Origin of the sequence: Flavobacterium lotistagni, assembly GCF_011392125.1 — a bacterium.
Classification (GTDB): Bacteria; Bacteroidota; Bacteroidia; order Flavobacteriales; family Flavobacteriaceae; genus Flavobacterium; species Flavobacterium lotistagni.
This window is the reverse complement of the sequence record NZ_JAAJBU010000006.1, coordinates 133,988-152,117: the sequence shown is the minus strand read 5'-3', so window position 1 is coordinate 152,117 and position 18,130 is coordinate 133,988. Positions and strand designations below refer to the sequence as shown.

The window sequence follows — 18,130 nt, the reverse complement described above, 5'->3', positions numbered from 1 at the left end:
TTTAAAGAATGTTTTTTTGGAAAAGATCCACCACGTCTTCTTGGCCTACATTGAGGTTCCAAACTTGGATGCCCAAGGCGGCGGCGGCATCGGTATTTTCCTTTTTGTCGTCTATGAATAGCGTACGTTTCGGAGAAAGATCGTGCTTTTTTAGAATGTAATTGAAGATTTCCGGTTCGGGTTTGCGCATGCCCATCTCGAAAGAATAATACACTTTTTCGAAACATTGGTAAAAATCACTGAAAAACGACATGCCCGCCATATGTTCAAAACGACTGATGTGGATCGCATCAGTGTTGGTCAGTAAAAACAAACGGTATTTTTTGGAAAGCATCTGTAGAAACTCTAAGCGGTATAACGGAAATTCACCAATTACAGAATTCCAAGCCTTGCGAATGTCAAGTAAATCAGCCTCTGGAATGTATTTTTGAAAGCCTTGAATAAACTCGAGTTCTGTGATTTTGCCTCTTTCAAAAAGATCGTTCATCTTGATTAGTTCGTCATTCGGGCCGTCAAGGCCTAACTTTTTGAATTCTGAAACTGCGGTTTCTTTTTCAAGATTGATGAAAATGTCGCCAAAATCAAATATAATCGTGTTGATCATAACGCTTGTAAATTAAAAGTTCGTCTTCAATAATATGGCTGCGGCTATTTGCTTTTGCCTTTAAAATCGGTGCTGGAACACCATCAGTCAAATTTTCTGGGCCGATAAAAACCCGGGCTTCATCCCAGATTTTGGCATCGATAAAAGTTTGTAAGGTTTGCCTTCCGCCTTCAATAATTACCGATTGAATTCCTTTTTTGAACAAGAAACCAGCTATTTGTTCGGCAACATTTTGGGTGAAATCTATCGCTTCATTATTGAGCAAAAAGGTTTCAGAGCTATCTCCAAATATATGACTTTCTTTTGAAATCCGACCGCACGGGTCTAAAACAATTTTAATTGGGTTTTGCCCTGTCCAATCGCGCACGTTGAGTTTCGGATTATCATCGATAACTGTTTGCGCACCGACTAAGATAGCTTGTTCTTCGCTTCTCCATTTGTGTGTAAGCTGTCGGGAATAAACATTTGAAATCCAATGTGGTGCTTGCTGTTCTTTGCTCTTGGGTGCTATAAAACCGTCTTTGCTTTGCGCCCATTTCAAAATAATGTAAGGGCGTTTTTCGTTGTGAAAAGTAAAAAACCGACGGTTGATTTCGATACACTCTTGCTCTAAAACGCCCGTAATTACAGTGCTATTAGCAGCGATAATTTTTTGAATGCCCTCGCCGGCCACTTTCGGATTTGGGTCGGTGGCGCCAATAATGACATTCGGAATCTGATGTTTGATGATTAAGTCACAGCAAGGAGGTGTTTTTCCGAAATGACTGCAAGGTTCCAAACTTACATAAAGTGTGGATTTTTTAAGTAATTTTTGGTCTTTGACAGCCGCAATTGCTCCAACTTCCGCATGAGCGCCACCATAGGCCGAGGTAAATCCTTCGCCGATGATTTTTCCGTCGCATACGATTACCGCACCGACTGACGGATTGGGCATCGCGGCTGGAAACCCTTTTTTGGCGAGTGCTAAACAGCGTCTCATGTATTTTTCATGTATCTTCACCGCGCAAAAATAAGACTTTACTTTTATAAAGATTCCCGGCATGCTCATCAAGAATTATCGGATTTCGTTTATTGAGCAACTCACACCTATATATGATGCAGTAGAGGCGGAGAGTTTGTTCTATCTCGCGTTACAGCATTATCATCAACTTCGGCGCGTAGATTTGGCCATGCAACCCGATTTGGTCTTGACAGCAGCCGAACTTGAAAATTGGCAACAAATGCTAGAGAAGTTAAAGCAGGAAGTTCCGATACAATATATAATAGGTAAAACTTCTTTCTACGGATTAGAGTTTGAGGTCAACCCGAATGTGCTGATTCCGCGTCAGGAAACCGAAGAACTTGTCGATTGGATGCTTTCGGATTTGGAAATCAACGCCAATGCGGTATCGGACATTATCGACATCGGCACCGGAAGTGGTTGTATCGCCATCTCATTGGCTAAAAATCTGCCGCACATTAAAGTTTCGGCTATTGATATTTCGGAAAAGGCGCTTGAAGTAGCCAAAAGAAATGCTACTTATAATGCAGTAGCCGTTGATTTTCTGCAACAGAATATTTTGCAAGTCGACGATTTGGGCCGGCAAATAGATCTAATAGTGTCAAATCCGCCGTATGTCAGGAATTTGGAAAAAGCAGAAATCAGGAAAAATGTACTCGAGCACGAACCGCATCTGGCTCTGTTTGTTGCCGATGATGACGCGTTAATCTTCTATAGAAAAATTGCAGTGTTGGCAATGAAAAACCTAAAAGCTAGCGGTAAGCTCTATTTCGAAATCAACCAATATTTAGGAAACGAAATGATTCATTTGCTTGAAAAAATGGGTTTCGTAAACATTGAATTGCGAAAAGACATCTACGGCAATGATCGCATGATTCGCGCAGCAAAGCCCAACTATTCGTAACGCAATGCCTCAATTGGGTCAAGTTTCGAGGCTTTCAAAGCTGGGTAAGAACCTGAAACTATCGCCACAATAAAAGTAGTAACAAAAGCAGAGAAAATTGCCGCCCATGGTGTGGTGAAATCGAATTTGAGCAGTGAGGCAATTCCGGCGCCGGCTGATATTCCGAGAATAATACCGAAAATGCCGCCCATTTGTCCGATGACTAATGTCTCGATAAAAAACTGTGTGGCTATAGTGCTGCGTTTGGCGCCAAGTGCTTTTCTGACGCCGATTTCGCGCGTACGCTCGGTGACCGAAACCAGCATAATATTCATCAGCGCAATCGACGAACCGAAAATCGTAATAATACCAATTACCCAAGCAGAAATTCCTAGGTATTGGGTGATGCTCAGAATCCGGTTGATCAGGTCGTCACTTCTTGAAATTCCGAAGTTGTTGTCTTTTACCGGGCTCAGTTTTCTTACGCGGCGCATCATTATCGTGGCGTCGTCTATGGCTTGGTCGAGCAATTCTTTTTTGTCCACCATGACACTGACGGTATAGTTAATATTGGGCTTGGTAAACAGCGAACGAGCGACTTGAATCGGAATCAACACACGTAAATCTTGGCTGTTGCCGAAAGTAGAGCCTTTTTCTTTGAGTACGCCGATGACTTTAAATTTAGCACCTCGAATCGATATCACTTTGTCAATCGGATTCACATCTTTAAGCAAATCTTTCAGAAAATCCGAACCGACGATACACGAATAAGTATTGTTAGAAATGTCAAAACCTGTGAAGTTTCTGCCTTGCGTGGTTTCTAGTCCGGAATTCACCAGATAATGTTCGTCAACGCCCAAGACCGAAATTTCCGGATCGGTTTTTTTGTTCTCGAATTTCACCTCGGCGTTACTGACCGCAGTAAAAGACAATGACGTACGGGTTAAGGGGAAACTGTATTTTTGTTTAAATTCTACGGCTTGTGGATACGAGATAATCGGGTTGTCTTGTTCGCGCTCGCCACCGCCTTGGTTGCGCATTTCAAACGGATATTGGTTGATGTTGAAAGTATTCGCGCCCATCGAAGCAAAGTTCGAAGAAATGGTGTTTTCTAGTGCGGCTACCACAGTCAGAATACAGACTAAAGCGGTAATTCCGATAGCGATGATGAGCACCGTTAAAATCGTCCGGAGCAATTGCGTCCTGATAGAACCTAGCGCGATCCGAAGATTTTCTGTGAATAATTTGAGCATGGTGCGAGTTTGTCACGAAGTTACAATTTTTGTTACATCTAGCATTTTGGGGCTGTTTTTTTATTTTAAAGTGTGATATTTGCAGCGTATAATCGGTTGTCAGTTGAAGGTTGCCGGTTGTCAATTAAAAACCGAATTTTTAAAATGGCCCAAAAACCCAGTATTCCCAAAGGCACGCGTGATTTTTCACCAATCGAGGTTTCCAAGAGAAACTATATCTTTTCGATTATCAAGAACAATTTTGAGCGTTATGGCTACCAGCCCATCGAGACGCCTTCGTTCGAGAATTCAGAAACGCTAATGGGGAAGTATGGTGAAGAAGGCGACCGATTGATTTTTAAGATTTTGAATTCGGGAAATTATCTCGATAAAGTAGCCGCTGAGGAATTACAAGATGTTAATTACAAAAAACTAACTGCAAAAATCTCCGAAAAAGCCTTACGCTACGACTTAACCGTTCCTTTTGCCCGTTACGTAGTGCAACACCAAAACGATATTGAGTTTCCATTTAAAAGGTATCAAATGCAACCGGTTTGGCGCGCCGATCGTCCGCAGAAAGGGCGGTTCCGAGAATTTTATCAGTGTGATGCCGATGTAGTGGGTTCGAAATCTTTGTGGCAAGAAATAGAGCTCGTGCAATTATACGACGCCGTATTTTCAGACCTTGGACTCCAAGGAGCCACGATTAAAATCAACAACCGAAAAATTTTATCGGGTATCGCAGAAGTCATCGGAGCCAAAGACAAACTCATCGATTTCACCGTAGCGCTGGACAAACTTGACAAAATAGGCGAGGACGGCGTCAAGAAAGAGATGACCGAAAAAGGCATTTCCGCCCAAGCGATTGAAAAAGTTCAGCCGTTATTTCATTTCACTGGTAGCACCGGCGAGAAAATCCAAAAACTCAAAACCTTATTGGCTGATTCTCAAGAAGGCCTCAAAGGAATTGAAGAGTTGGAGTTCATTTGCAACCATATTGCCACACTCGGTTTGCGTGATTCAGCATTTGACCTCGATGTCACTTTAGCTCGCGGACTGAATTATTACACCGGTGCCATTTTCGAAGTAGCTGCGCCGCCAACGGTTTCGATGGGTTCTATTGGAGGTGGTGGTCGTTATGATGACTTGACCGGTATTTTCGGACTCAAAGACATGAGCGGCGTTGGAATTTCATTCGGATTGGACCGGATTTATTTGGTGCTGGAGGAATTAAACCTTTTCCCAGAAACCGTGATTAATTCTACGCGCGCTTTGTTCATTAATTATGGTGAAAAGGAAGCGCTTTATGCGATGCAAGCCATTGAGAAACTCAGACGCTCAGGCCTCAAAGTCGAACTTTATCCCGATGCGATTAAAGTAGGAAAACAATTCGCTTATGCAGATAAAAGAAATATTCCTTATGCGGTAATTGTTGGCGAAACTGAAATGAACCAAAACCAATTCGCGCTCAAAAACCTAAGCACGGGTGAGCAAACTTTGGTTGATTTTGACGGTTTGCAATCGCGATTGTCTTAGTTTCTTTTATTTTAAATTACCCTTTCTTTAACTCAAAAAAAAAGCCCCTCAATGAAGAGGAGCTTTAGCCTTAATTTGGGGAAAAAAGGGATATTAATCAATGATTATTTTTGTGCTTAAGTCGCCTTTGGTAGTGATTACTTTTACAATGTAAGCACCTGCACTAACTTGGCTTACCGGAATTTTAATCTTGCTCTGGTCTGCGTTAGTAATATTCCAAGACTTGATCGATTGACCTAGCATATTATAGAGTTCAAGGGTTTTAATAGAAGCCTCGTTCATGCTGTTGATGATGTTAATCATGTCGTCGTTGCTAGTAAAAGATACGTTAAGTTCTTTGCTCAACTCAAGATCGTCAACACCTAAGGTCTCGTCAGTAAATCTAAGCGAGAAGCGGCTATCAAAGGTTCCGATTGGAAGTTCGATTTCAAAATTGTTCTCGGTGATATCATGGTACAAGTTGGTCACATTATCATGGATGTAGATTTTCTCTGTACCGTCGAAGTTTTCCGTTTCATCGACCATGAATTTCACTGTGCCTTGCAAACCATTCTTCACGCTTAATGGTAGAATTTTACTCTCATTGTAGGCATCAACTCCTTGAATCACTAGGTTTTTACCAGGAATCGCAAAGTAAAGATCGTTTGGTTGGCTATCCAATTGTGGGGCATCATACCCTGGGTCAAAACCTTCAGTAGCGAATTCATTCATGAAACCAAGTAAAACTTGACGGTGATAGTTGTTGACTGATTCAAAACCGATACGCAATTTCTTGAATGAATTGTCTTCTGCCACACGGTCTTCTTGGTTGTCAAACGCTTTGTCAATAATAGGCGAAGCGACGTTTTGTCTGAAGAGTGGGTTTGAAGTAGGATCGGTTTCTTTCACAAAAGCTCTCTGACTGTTGTTGAAAGTGATGCTTCCTCCAGTGCTGCTTCCATAGACTAAGAATCCTTGCCCTACCGGGATAAATCTGGCCGGTACTCTAGAGCTACTTCCAGCACCACTGATTCCTGTTGGGGCTACCGGAGGCGTTCCACCTACTAGGTTTCTGGCCGCATAACCACCTTGATATTCCACCAAGTTGTGAGAATTATTGGTACTATAATGCTCCCAGAAATAGATGGCTCCTGTAGTCGAGCTCGTGTTGGCCGCGATAAATGCATCGGCATCTATAGCTGACGGATAAGGGTTTCCACATAGGTTCAAGTTACCTGCCGCAATGGCTGAGGTAATGGTACCGTTATTTGGTTTTCCAACGAAAGTATAGTTTTGAGTTGCTGTAGCCGCATCAGTTCCTTTCATAGTAAACCCTTGGGCGGCTTGCAGGGTTCCGTTTTGACCAACTGCTGACCAGTTAGCATAATCAGGATTCAAGTTCTGGAATTTGAAAATCCAGTAGCTGCTGAGTGTTACAGGTGTAGTTGGCGCACCATTGTATCCCGTTGTCCATGTGATATTCTGGATGTTGTTCGGATCAGTTCCGTCGCGCAATACTCCATTGACAGTAAATGCATTGTTGTTGCTCGTAGTGCTCAACGGACCTACCGGCGATGACCAATAGTTATAGTTGAACTTGTTAGATTGACCTTGTTGGTCTCTTTCAATTGAGCCTGCACTGGTTACATCCAATTCACTGTTATTGTTTTGCAACAATTGTGATTTGCCTTGTAGGTCGATTTTTCCATCGAGTTTCAAATACCAGTCGTTCTTGATTTTGGTATCATTATTCATCGTGATTGTTACTCCTGGATCAACAAACATTGCTAGGTCTGTATTGTTTGCAGTTTCTGTAATGTTGTGTTTTACTTGGATTATTGAGTAATCGTAATCAATAACGTCTAATCCGCGGATATCTTTGCTCGAATCGTTTACCGCAGTGGCAAATGTTCCGGTAGTTCTAGTTACAAACGGCATCGGGGCTTCTTGTACTTTGATTAGTTTGTGGTTGTAAATTTTCATTCCGGTACCGGTATCAATACCAGTGGTAGTGAAATTATCGATGATGTCATCTTTGTAGGCGTCCATTCTGTAGTATCTCACCAGTGAAGAATATGTTACACCTATATCTCTAGGAACAATTGCTCCTCTGGTTTCAGTACCATTATTTTGGATTTCCTGATACACCATGCGTTGGAATTGACCGTCAGTTAAGGCAAGGTTGAATACTCTCACCTCGTCGATTTTACCTTTGAAGTAATTGTTGCTTGCGCTTGGATTTTTTCCTAAAGTCAAGACGCTAGAGGCAATGCTTCCTGAGGCAGCTCCTGAAGTGACCATTTCTCCGTTGATGAATAATTTTAAGGTAGAGCCATTATAAACCGCGCCAACATGATACCATTGTGAGGTATTCAAAGTGACTGTTGAACAGGTTACCGTAGAGCCATTTACTACTGCTTCCAATCTTCTGCTGCTGTTGATGCGCAATTGGAAAGTAGCCGGTCCGGCAACGACAACTCCGGTCGAAGAGAACGTGCTGTTCAAGTCTACCCATGCCATTACTGATGCACTAGTCATAGCAGCTAAGGCAGTAGCATCTTGTCCGTAGTCATTGCGTCCGTCGAAATCTAGATAGAGTTTTCTATCGAGATCTCTTGGCGAACCTTTAGTACTATCATTGGTGTCGAATACATTCAAGATTCCATCGCCATCAGTGTCGCCGGTTCCGTCGATTTTTCCATCTCCATTGGCATCAAAGCTTGCATAAAGGCCGGTTTGAATATCGTTGGTACCATCGTCATTTGAGTCTAGCTGTAAGAAATCAGGCGTACCATTTAAGTCACTGTCTTGTGCATAAGCTCTGGTTGTGGTTCCGAACACTGTAGAATTGTCATATAAGTTGAGCAATCCGTCGCCTTCGCTATCAGCACCATCACCTTTACCATCACCGTTGATATCTCCATCACCGTTAAGAGTGCCTGCTTCATCTACATCAAAGAATCCGTCATTATCGCTATCCAAATCAAGGTGATTTCTTACGCCATCAGTATCTGTATCTGGAATATTATATGTCGTTGCAGTAATCATACTATCGATATAGTCGTTGATACCGTTTGCATTTGAGTCGCCCCAAGTGGCAGCGCTGGTTCTGTCCATAGTAGCTTTACCGTTGCTGTAGGCTTTGAATCCGGCTTCTTCGATACTTGGAATACCGTCATTGTCATCATCAACATCGAGAATGTCGGCTACCGTATCACCATCAGAGTCAATACAGTTTTGGTTGATGATAATCTGTACGTCGTCGATGAAGTTACCATAAGACAAACCTCCGGTGGAAGAAACTGCGGTAAAGGCAAGTACAATTGAAGTCTGACCTACCGGAATAGAGTAAGTTCCAGAATATGAACCCCAAGCGGTGTTCCCGTCAGTCATGGTTTGTACGTTGGTTAGTGTAGCTAAATCTGGTCCGAAACGTACTTGCGCTACATCGGTTCCTGATCTTCCACGGTGTTTAATCGACCAGAAGATGGTTCCACCGGCACCATTCAAACAAAAGGTTTGGTATAGGTTTCCGGCTACGTTTGCGTTAAGCTCGGCAAACTGGTTTCCGGCAGCAGAAGGTACACCGTTGAATCCGGTACTCCAGATTTCGATAAAGTTCTCTGCGCTGTTGTTCCAACCTGTAACAGTAGCCGCTGGAGCTATGCTGTAAGTAGTTGGCCCAATTACAGGTGTCTCAAAGCTGCCATTAACAAATGGGTCACTAACACAAGTACCGCATTCGATGTTGTCGATAATTCCGTCGTTGTCATCGTCTTGATCGGCGTTGTTTTCGATACCGTCGCCGTCGTTGTCCATCAAACCTGTACCTTGGATGGCAAAGTTGTATGGGTTTTCGTCGCTATCATTGTTGGTGATATTGATGGTTGCCACTCGGGTAAATACAGCACTAGGGTTGAAGGTCACCGAGAAAGTGGTGCTAGAACCTGCCCCGATAGTCAACGTTCCAGGGTTTGCAGAAATACTGAATTCTGAGGCGTTTAAACCTGTAATGGTTGGGTTTGATATGGTCAAAGCTAACGAACCTGTATTTCTAATAGTGAAAGTACGTGTTACTGTGGCTAAGTTAATATCCGCAGGACCAAAATCGGTTCCGTCTGATACTGAAGTTACGGTATCGCCATCAGAGATTGACAATCCAAGACCTTGTACATCAATTTCTCTGGTTACTCCAGTTCCTTGAATGTTGAAGTTGTATGGGTTTTCAGTACTGTCATTATTGCTGAAAGTAAGTGTAGCTGTTCTCACACCTAAGGCAGTCGGTAAGAAAGTAACCACAAAAGTAGTACTGCTGAATGCTGCTACCGACGCAGCTGGTGGTGTAGTGATTGTAAATTCTGATGCATTGGCACCACTCACTACAATAGAACCTAGAGTAAGTGTAATGTTTCCATTATTATAAATAGTGAAGGTTCTGGTTCCAGCCGTTGAGCTGAAATCGGTCCAATCGGCAGTAGTTGGAGTAGTGTCGTTATCTGCAATAGAAACGCCATTTCCTTGTACATCGATTTCAGGAATAATACCGAAACCTTGAATATTGAAGCTGTATGGATTTTCATCAGCATCATCATTGGCAATAGTAATTGTTGCTGTTCTAGAATTGATAACACTAGGAGCAAAGGTCACTGTGAATGTAGTAGAACCATAGGCCGCAACGGTAGCAGCTGGAGGCGTAGTTACAGTAAAGTCGGCTGCTGCAGCACCAGTAATTGTTATGGCGCCAATATTTAAGGCGATGTTTCCAGTGTTTCTAATGGTGTAGGTTCTAGTTCCGGCTACCGAGCTGAAATCAGTCCAGTCTGCAGTAGTTGGAGTGGTGTCTCCATTAACAATTGTTACCCCGTTTCCTTGGATATCAATTTCTTGAGAAAGACTCGTTCCTTGGATGTCAAAAGTATATGGGCTTTCGTCTGGGTCGTTATTTACAATGGCAATGTTAGCCGTTTTAACTCCTAATGAAGATGGAGAGAAAGTCACTACAAACGTGGTGCTAGAGCCTACAGCGACTACTGCACTCGGGGGCGTAGTTACTGCAAATTCAGCAGCGTTAGGGCCAGTGATGGTGATTGCACCGATGTTCAGTACAGATCCACCCATGTTGCGTATGGTGAAAGTTCTAGTTGTAGCTAAGGAACCAAAGTCGGTCCAGTCTGCCGTTGATGGGGTTGTGTCGCCAGTTGCGATTGAAGTAGCATTTCCTTGAATATCGATTTCAGTATAGTTAACAGTAGCTACTACAGCAACTCTAGGACTTGAAATACAAGTTCCATTGACAGCTTCCACATAGTAAGTAGTAGTAGCTGAAATTACAGGTGTAGTAAAACTTGTTCCCGTACCTAAAGCCGTTCCACCAGTAGCATTGGCATACCAGTTAACAGTTCCTACTGAAGCCGTAGCTCCCAATATTACTGTTCCAGCCCCAGTTCTTGAACCAGGTGTAGTACCTGTAATTGATGGAGCCGCTAAGATGGTTAAAGTCTTGGTAGAAATAGCACTAGAACAAGGCGATGTAGCCGCAGCAGTGAGTCTTATAGTAACACTTCCGGCCGTAATATCAGCCGCGCTTGGTGTATAGGTGCACAATGTTAGCGAATTGGCATTGGTAAAAGTACCTGTTCCGCTCGAAGTCCAGGTCACACCGGTGTGATTGGTTGCGCTGGATCCTGCAGTGATGTTGATAGCACCTGAAGTATAGCAACTAGTCATTGCTGGTCCTGCCACAGAAGTAGCCGCTGGAACAATAGTGAATGTTTTAGTTGAGGTTACATTAGGGCAACCAGCATTTGAAGCAGTTAATGTTAAAGTTACATTCCCCGCAGCTATATCAGCAGCACTAGGTGAATAGGTACAAGTTGTAAGCGAATTAGGATTTGAAAACGTTCCTGTACCACTAGATGACCATGTTACTGTTGTATAATTTGTAGCCGATGATCCGGTAATAATACTAACGGCAGCTACCGATGAACAAGCTGTTATGGCAGTTCCAGCTACAGCAGTCATTACTCTACTGATGGTTAGTACTTTGGTAGATGTTGCATTGGCGCAAGGTGCATTTCCAAAAGCAGTTAATGTTATAGTAACACTACCCGCGGTGATATCAGCTGCACTTGGATTGTAAGTACATAAAGTCAATGAATTGGCATTGGTAAAAGTTCCAGTTCCACTCGAGGTCCAGGTTACACTGGTTTGATTTGTAGCACTTGATCCAGCAGTAATATTGATGGCTCCAGTAGTAGCGCATGTAACAAGAGCAGGTCCAGCAACAGCAGTTGGAAGACCAGTAATTGTCATCGTTTTCGTTGCAGTCACATTTGGGCAACCACTATTTGATGCAGTCAAAGTGAAAATAACAGTTCCCGCCGCAATATCAGCTGCGCTTGGCGTATAAGTGCAAGTGGTTAACGAGTTGGCATTGGCAAAAGTACCTGTGCCGCTTGAAGTCCAATTAACGCTAGTGTGGTTGGTTGCACTTGATCCCGCGGTGATATTTATAGCAGAGCCTGATGAACAAACGGTAAATGCTGTTCCAGCGTTTGCAGTCATGGCTCTGTTGATGATAAGTGTTTTTGTAGAAAGGATTGGATTACATGGCGGATTTCCATAAGCTGACAAGGTCAAAGTAACACTTCCGGCAGTAATATCTGATGCACTAGGATTATAAGTACATAGGGTTAATGATGTTGGATTAGTAAAGGTTCCCGTTCCGCTTGAGGTCCACATCACGCTAGAGTGATTCACAGCACTAGAACCAGCGGTAATATTTACAGCTCCAGAAGTAGAGCAAGTGTTCATATTAGGACCAGCAATTGAAGTTGGCGATGTGAAAATGCTTACCGTCTTGGTAGAAGTAACTGTACCGCAATATAAACTGTTCACGGTTAAAGTTAAAGTTACTGATCCGGCGGCACTATCTGCAGCGCTTGGGTCGTAAGTACAAGTTGACAAGGAATTGGCGTTGGCAAAAGTACCAGTTCCACTTGAAGTCCATAACACACTTGAATGATTCGATGCGCTGGATCCAAAAGTGATATTCACAGGACCATTCCCAGAACAAGTGCTTATATTCGATCCAGCATTTGCAGTAGGGTTTTCATACACCGTTAAAAACTTTGATGAAGTGACAGTACCACAAGGTGAATTTCCTGTAACTCTTAAAGTTATGATTACTGTTCCTCCAGCGATATCTGCCGCACTCGGAGTGTAAGTACAAAGGGTTAAAGAGTTTGCGTCTGTAAATGTTCCGGTTCCGCTCGAAGTCCAAACCAATGAGGAATAATTGGTTGCACTAGACCCGGCTGTAACATTGAAACTTGGTGTAGTAGAACAACCAGCTACATTTGTACCAGCCACCGCAGTTGGAGGTGCTGTTACATTCACTGTTGTAGTGTTGAAAGTGCTTATAGTTGTGTTACAACCTGAACCAGAATACATACTGGTTATAGTTACTGTCGTTGCTCCTATGTTCAACGTAGGTGTTGTGATAGTTCCAGTTCCTGGTACACCTGCTGTAAATACCATGGTTGCAGTATTTCCAATAGCGGTTGTTGCACCAGAAAGGTTATAGGTTACAGTATAAGTTCCTGAAGGTAATGAAGAAGATCTTAAAGTAATCACAGAAGAGGATGTACCACAAAAAGGACCATTATTAGTTGGGGCAGCGGTTAATGCATACGTTGGGCAAACCCATGTAAGTATAACTTGACCATTGGCACCGTAACCGCCAATTCTATCGGCAGAGCCTCCAGAGTTTTTATCTCCGGCACCACCACCACCACCACCAGGAGTTGAGGTATTGTCATCTCCGTGATTAGTCGCAGTACCGCCATTAGCACCGGCACCAGCACCAGTTGGAACAGGTGTTGGAGCGTTTACAGTACTCCATGTTGCTGCTCCAGATAAACCAGCCCCAAGTGTACCACCTGAAGTTGCTCCAGGGCCACCTTGACCGGAATTGTTGTTTCTTCCGGTTCCACCATTACCGCCGTTGAACTTTACAGTTCCAACGCTAGCAGCAGCAGTTCCACCGTTTCCACCAATTCCACCGTTTCCGCTCACAGGAGGGTTTCCACCGTTTCCACCTTTGGCCATTACTGTGCCAGCAGTGTTGAACCATGAATCACCACCCGCACCGCCAGCTGCTCCGGCAACAGGAACTCCACCAGTACCTACCGTAATGGTATAGGTAGTTCCAGGTGTTACCAACGAGGCTGGGTTAGAGCTGTATGCTCCACCACCGCCACCACCGGCACCATCTGATGTGGTTGTGTTTCCACCACCAGCACCACCAGCACCCCAAGCCTGAACTTGCACAGACGTAACTCCGGCTGGCGCCACAAAGCTGCCGCTGGAATTATACGTTTGGGTTGTTTGTGAGTACCCTAAGGTTACTAATAGCAAAAAGCCAATTAGTATAAATTCTTTTCTGTTTAATAATGTAATTGTTCTCATAACTTCTTTTCCCCCCGAAAAGTGTTTTTTAGGTTAATACCAATTATTTAACGAACCAAAAATAGATAGCTCATTCTAATTGACAAAATTTTTTATCGATTAAATACCAAAAACATCGATGAAATGCATGTTTTTTGATAAAAAATAGTCTAAATCTTACAACTATTCATTTTGTTTTTCTTCTAGACATGTTTTGGTATAGGAAAATCACCACGTCTATTTTTAAGAATTAGGACTAGTAGATAAAGTTTGCATGTAATCATTTGAGAATCAACAAAACTTTAATTTGTAAGGGTTTCAATCAATTCTTCTATATTTGCGAATATTATCATGAAACCTACGTAGACAATAGTTGTAAAGGTTTTCATACCAATCTAATTCCAATGAATAAATTACTCAGAAGGTTTGTTTATTTGATGATTTTTTATTTTCAAGTAAGTCCAGCTTTAGCGCAAACCACTATTTTCGACCAAACTCTATTAACTCAATCTAGTTTTAGCGCTTTTACCCCGGTAAGTGTGACAGGAGCGCAAACTTGGTATTTCAGCAGTACTTATGGTGCCGTTTGTAATGGTTATGCGGCTGGGCAAAGTGTCGAGAATGAAGATTGGTTGATTAGCTCTCCTATCAATCTATCAGCGACTAATAATGTGAAATTAACATTCAGCCATACTCGAGGAAATGCAGCAGTAGTCAATGTTGGTGTCTTGCAAGGCTGGTATAAAGTTTTTGCTACTGCCAATTACACTGGTAATCCGACCACTACTACTTGGGTTGAGCTTCAAGGCCTGAATCAGACGCTTCCTGCTGCGTGGCAATATGTTTCCTCTGGTGAGTTGATTGTTCCAGAATCGGCTAAGTCTGAAAACTCCAGAATCGCATTTCGTTATATTAGTAGTGCTTCACAAAGCGCGACTTGGGAAATTAAAAATGTCAGAATTGTCGGTGAACCACTGGGAAATAACCCTAATGCAGGCCTTTTTAGAATCACCAATTGGAATACGGAATGGCTCGGTTGTAGTACTTTCGGTCCGACAGATGAAACACTTCAGTTGAGCAATATTGCTTCAGCCATGCTTTCGATGAATTCAGATATATATTGTATTCAGGAAGTTTCCAACACCAACGCAGTGCCTACCATTGCTAATCTGGTTTCGCTTCTCGGTAATGATCAATGGGAAGGAAAGATTGTCCCAACACTAACTAATGATTGCGATCAAAGACAAGGAATCATTTATAAGAAGGCACGAGTGCAATTTGTTAGTGCTTCACAATTGAGTAACGGCAATGCCTCGCAAGGAAATTCCTATTCCTACAACTGGACCAATGGTCGATTTCCTGCACTTTATAACGTTAACCTGATATCAGGAAATGCTTCTGTGCCACTTTCTTTGATAAATATTCACGCTAAAGCTGAAGATGGAACGGCCATGAGCTATACTCGTAGATTGGGCGGTTCGATTGGTTTGAAAGGCATTCTTGACGGTGCCAGTTACAACACAAAAAATCTTATTATCCTGGGTGATTTTAACGATTATTTGTTGGGAACGACCAGTACTACTTGTAATTGTAGCGTTTCGCCTTACAAGAATTTCATGGATGATGAGGCCGATTATAAAGGAATCACTAGCAGTATCATCGATGTGGATACCAATTTTGGCATTCATCCGATCATCGAGAATATCATTATCTCTAATGAACTGTTTGCTAATTATTTTTCAGTAGCAGCGCAAGAAGTCACTTTGCCTTTTGGAATTTCTAATTATTACAACACCACTTCCAACCATTTACCGGTAAGTGTAGGTTTTCAGTTTTCTGCGCTATCGGATGCTGATTTTTCTGTTTCACAACAAAAGCCATGGTCAGTTTACCCTAATCCGGTTCAAGACCAGCTCAAGTTTGATAGAATTGATCAGGCAACAGATGCTACTATTGAAGTATATGACTTAACCGGCAGAACAATGCGTTTTGTGAAAGTCGATGAGAATACGCTAAATGTAGCTGACTTGCCTTCCGGAATTTATATTTTAAAAGTCGCTACTCGATTGGCAAAATTCGTTAAAGAATAAAAAGACCAAAATAATGTCCAGCAAAAAAGGGCCGATGGAATATCCGTCTGCCCTTTTTTCTTGGTGAGAACTAAATTCTACCATCATAAGCAATTGAAGTAGTTCTGAGATAGAATGGATATGCACTCGACTCAATACGAACCTACATAAATCTTAATCAGGGGATGCATTTAAATAAATTTGACTCAAACTAAAAGCCTTTATATTTGTATTACTACTATGGGAAAACTAAAAGAAATATATTACAAAGCGCTAAATCTTGAGTTTAACAATCAGGATAACAATAAAATAGAAATTCGCAGGCTAAAGATTTTTAATTTGGCGTTACTTATTGAGAGCATCATACTTTTAGTCAATATCGTCAGGCATCTACTCAAATCAGATTTTAATAGCGCGATTTCAGTCGCTATTTTGTTAATACTACTACAGTTGCTGCTGTTTACCAGATGTTTGTCAAACAAAAGCAAGTATGTCGTATTGCTAATCATCGGTTTCTTGTTTGTTTTTACCTTTAATCATTTTGTTGAATCTTCTAAAGACGTCATCCAAACGTATTATGTATTATTTTTTGTTTGTGCTATATTTTTAAAAGGAAAGCAATTTGTGTTGGGTTTGACTGTGGCTGTTTTACTGTATTATTTCAGTTTCTTTTGGTTGGGCTTAGACCATGTTTTTAATTTTCTTGGGGCTTTGCCATTCATTTTTTTAGCAATAGTAATAAGAGTTTTTATTAGTGATGCTGAGCAAAATGAAGAAGTAATTAGTAAACAAGTTGAAGCATTGAAAGAAGTAGATACACTGAAAACCAGACTTTTTTCGAATATTTCTCACGAAATTAGAACGCCTTTAACCCTTATTTTGGGGGCCAACGAGAATTTAGAAACGGCCAAAGCACCCAAGAAATACACCGATAGTATCAGAAACAACTCCAACCGATTGTTAGAACTAATCAATCAAATATTAGAATTAGCAAAAGCAGAAAACAAAAAGCGTATCACAGAGATTTCAAAAATCAATTTTAGTCCTTTTATCACCAGTCAACTTGCTAGTTTTTCTAATCTTTCTGAGGCTAAGAACATAAAATTTGAATACGAAATAGATTCAAAAATTAGAATGATTTATCTGGATGTCGATTTGGTTTCTAAGGTGATTTACAATTTGTTGGGCAATGCGTTTAAGTTTTCTGCCTCAGGCGATACGGTTCTTTTTGCGGCAGATTTAATTAACCAAGATGGCCTGCAACTCACCATTACCGATACCGGAAGAGGAATTACACCAGAAGAATTGCCGTTTATTTTTAATCAATATTATTATTCAAATATCGGATTAGAAGCGAGTTCGGGAATTGGCTTAGCACTGGTTTATGAACTAGTAACCTCGGTGGGCGGAACTATTGAAGTAAGCAGTAAAAAAAATGAAGGAAGTTCTTTTGTAGTAAATATACCAGTAACCATTGAGCGGTTGGAATTGCTTAAGGTCAATTACACTTTAATTCAAACTTCGCCTGATAATTCAAATAGTCCTTTATATAATTTGGAAGTTGTAGATGCGCAAAAAGTCATGCCTGAAGTAGAGTATGATGCCGATAAAAAAGTGCTATTATTAGTGGAAGACAACTATGAATTAAGAAAGTACATTAAGGAAGTCGTCGAGAATGAGTATGCCATAATTGAAGCCGAAGATGGCAAAACAGGCCTTGAAAAAGCGATTGAATTTACGCCCGACATCATTATAAGTGACGTGATGATGCCCATACTAGACGGATTACAGATGCTACAAGAACTTAAAAAAGACATCAGAACTTCGCATATTCCGGTACTGATTTTAACTGCAAAAACTAGCGAAACCGACAAGTTAAAAGGGCTCGAATATGAAGCTGACGATTATTTAGTCAAACCATTTAATCAAACCGAACTATTATTGCGTTTGAAAAACAGAATTTCTGCGCAACTCAAAATGCAAAAACAGTTTCAGGTATTTTCTATAAAAAACTTAAAGAACCATGAACTTCTATCTATTGAAGATAAATTTCTGCAAACCATCAAGCAGAAAATAGAGATGCATTTATTAGAAGAAACTTTCGGGCCAGATGAATTGGCTAAAGAAATTGGATTAAGTAAAAGCCAGTTGTTGCGAAAAATCAAGGCAGTGACTAATGTGCCAACCAGTATATATATGCGCAACATTCGATTAGAATTTGCCAAGGAAAGGCTAATCAACTACACGGCTACCATCTCTGAAATCGCCTATGAAACAGGTTTTAGTTCTCCTAATTACTTTAGTAAGTGTTTTAAAGAATATACTGGTCAAACCCCAAAAGAATTTCAAGAGAGTTTGTAATCTATTGAAAATAAAATC

Annotated in this window: 8 protein-coding genes; 4 read left to right on the top strand and 4 right to left on the bottom strand. The window is 41.5% G+C overall.

Annotated elements, in window-relative coordinates; translation table 11 throughout:
* Nucleotide 1 precedes the first annotated feature (1 nt).
* Both G4D82_RS08860 and ribD read right to left on the bottom strand, forming a co-directional pair.
* On the bottom strand, nucleotides 2–604 hold the full coding sequence (locus tag G4D82_RS08860) for an HAD family hydrolase (RefSeq protein ID WP_166336743.1): 603 nt from the start codon (nucleotides 602–604) through the stop codon (nucleotides 2–4).
* Entirely contained in the window at nucleotides 582–1,646 is a 1,065-nt protein-coding gene (ribD, locus tag G4D82_RS08855) for a bifunctional diaminohydroxyphosphoribosylaminopyrimidine deaminase/5-amino-6-(5-phosphoribosylamino)uracil reductase RibD (protein ID WP_207788149.1), read from the bottom strand. The genes G4D82_RS08860 and ribD overlap by 23 nt, the downstream gene beginning before the upstream one ends.
* Between ribD and prmC the strand changes: the two genes are divergently transcribed.
* Nucleotides 1,645–2,508, top strand: a complete 864-nt coding sequence (gene prmC, locus G4D82_RS08850) for a peptide chain release factor N(5)-glutamine methyltransferase (protein WP_166336741.1) — start codon at nucleotides 1,645–1,647, stop codon at nucleotides 2,506–2,508. The two genes, ribD and prmC, sit on opposite strands and share 2 nt — an antisense overlap.
* Here prmC and G4D82_RS08845 read toward each other — a convergent pair.
* Nucleotides 2,499–3,740 carry an ABC transporter permease gene (locus tag G4D82_RS08845; RefSeq protein WP_166336739.1) on the bottom strand — a complete coding sequence of 414 codons (1,242 nt, stop codon included), beginning with the start codon at nucleotides 3,738–3,740 and terminating at the stop codon, nucleotides 2,499–2,501. The genes prmC and G4D82_RS08845 overlap by 10 nt on opposite strands.
* A gap of 144 nt (nucleotides 3,741–3,884) precedes the next feature.
* On the opposite strand from G4D82_RS08845, the gene hisS reads away from it, so the two are divergent.
* Complete coding sequence (gene hisS / locus G4D82_RS08840; RefSeq protein ID WP_166336737.1) at nucleotides 3,885–5,255, top strand: histidine--tRNA ligase; 1,371 nt, start codon at nucleotides 3,885–3,887, stop codon at nucleotides 5,253–5,255.
* 93 nt (nucleotides 5,256–5,348) lie between these two features.
* Here hisS and G4D82_RS08835 read toward each other — a convergent pair whose 3' ends face one another.
* Nucleotides 5,349–13,703, bottom strand: coding sequence for a choice-of-anchor D domain-containing protein (locus G4D82_RS08835; RefSeq protein ID WP_166336734.1), 8,355 nt, complete (start codon nucleotides 13,701–13,703; stop codon nucleotides 5,349–5,351).
* 383 nt (nucleotides 13,704–14,086) lie between these two features.
* Between G4D82_RS08835 and G4D82_RS08830 the strand changes: the two genes are divergently transcribed.
* Together G4D82_RS08830 and G4D82_RS08825 are read left to right on the top strand one after the other, a co-directional pair.
* Entirely contained in the window at nucleotides 14,087–15,772 is a 1,686-nt protein-coding gene (locus G4D82_RS08830) for a T9SS-dependent choice-of-anchor J family protein (RefSeq protein ID WP_166336732.1), read from the top strand.
* Nucleotides 15,773–15,991: 219 nt separating this feature from the next.
* Nucleotides 15,992–18,112 carry a hybrid sensor histidine kinase/response regulator transcription factor gene (locus G4D82_RS08825; protein ID WP_166336730.1) on the top strand — a complete coding sequence of 707 codons (2,121 nt, stop codon included), beginning with the start codon at nucleotides 15,992–15,994 and terminating at the stop codon, nucleotides 18,110–18,112.
* Nucleotides 18,113–18,130: the final 18 nt, after the last annotated feature.

Excerpts from the sequence above, each read along its gene's own strand:
- G4D82_RS08860 (WP_166336743.1), bottom strand. The coding sequence starts at position 604 with ATGATCAACACGATTATATTTGATTTTGGCGACATTTTCATCAATCTT.
- prmC (WP_166336741.1), top strand. The coding sequence starts at position 1,645 with ATGCTCATCAAGAATTATCGGATTTCGTTTATTGAGCAACTCACACCT.
- ribD (WP_207788149.1), bottom strand. The coding sequence starts at position 1,646 with ATGCCGGGAATCTTTATAAAAGTAAAGTCTTATTTTTGCGCGGTGAAG.
- G4D82_RS08845 (WP_166336739.1), bottom strand. The coding sequence starts at position 3,740 with ATGCTCAAATTATTCACAGAAAATCTTCGGATCGCGCTAGGTTCTATC.
- hisS (WP_166336737.1), top strand. The coding sequence starts at position 3,885 with ATGGCCCAAAAACCCAGTATTCCCAAAGGCACGCGTGATTTTTCACCA.
- G4D82_RS08835 (WP_166336734.1), bottom strand. The coding sequence starts at position 13,703 with ATGAGAACAATTACATTATTAAACAGAAAAGAATTTATACTAATTGGC.
- G4D82_RS08830 (WP_166336732.1), top strand. The coding sequence starts at position 14,087 with ATGAATAAATTACTCAGAAGGTTTGTTTATTTGATGATTTTTTATTTT.
- G4D82_RS08825 (WP_166336730.1), top strand. The coding sequence starts at position 15,992 with ATGGGAAAACTAAAAGAAATATATTACAAAGCGCTAAATCTTGAGTTT.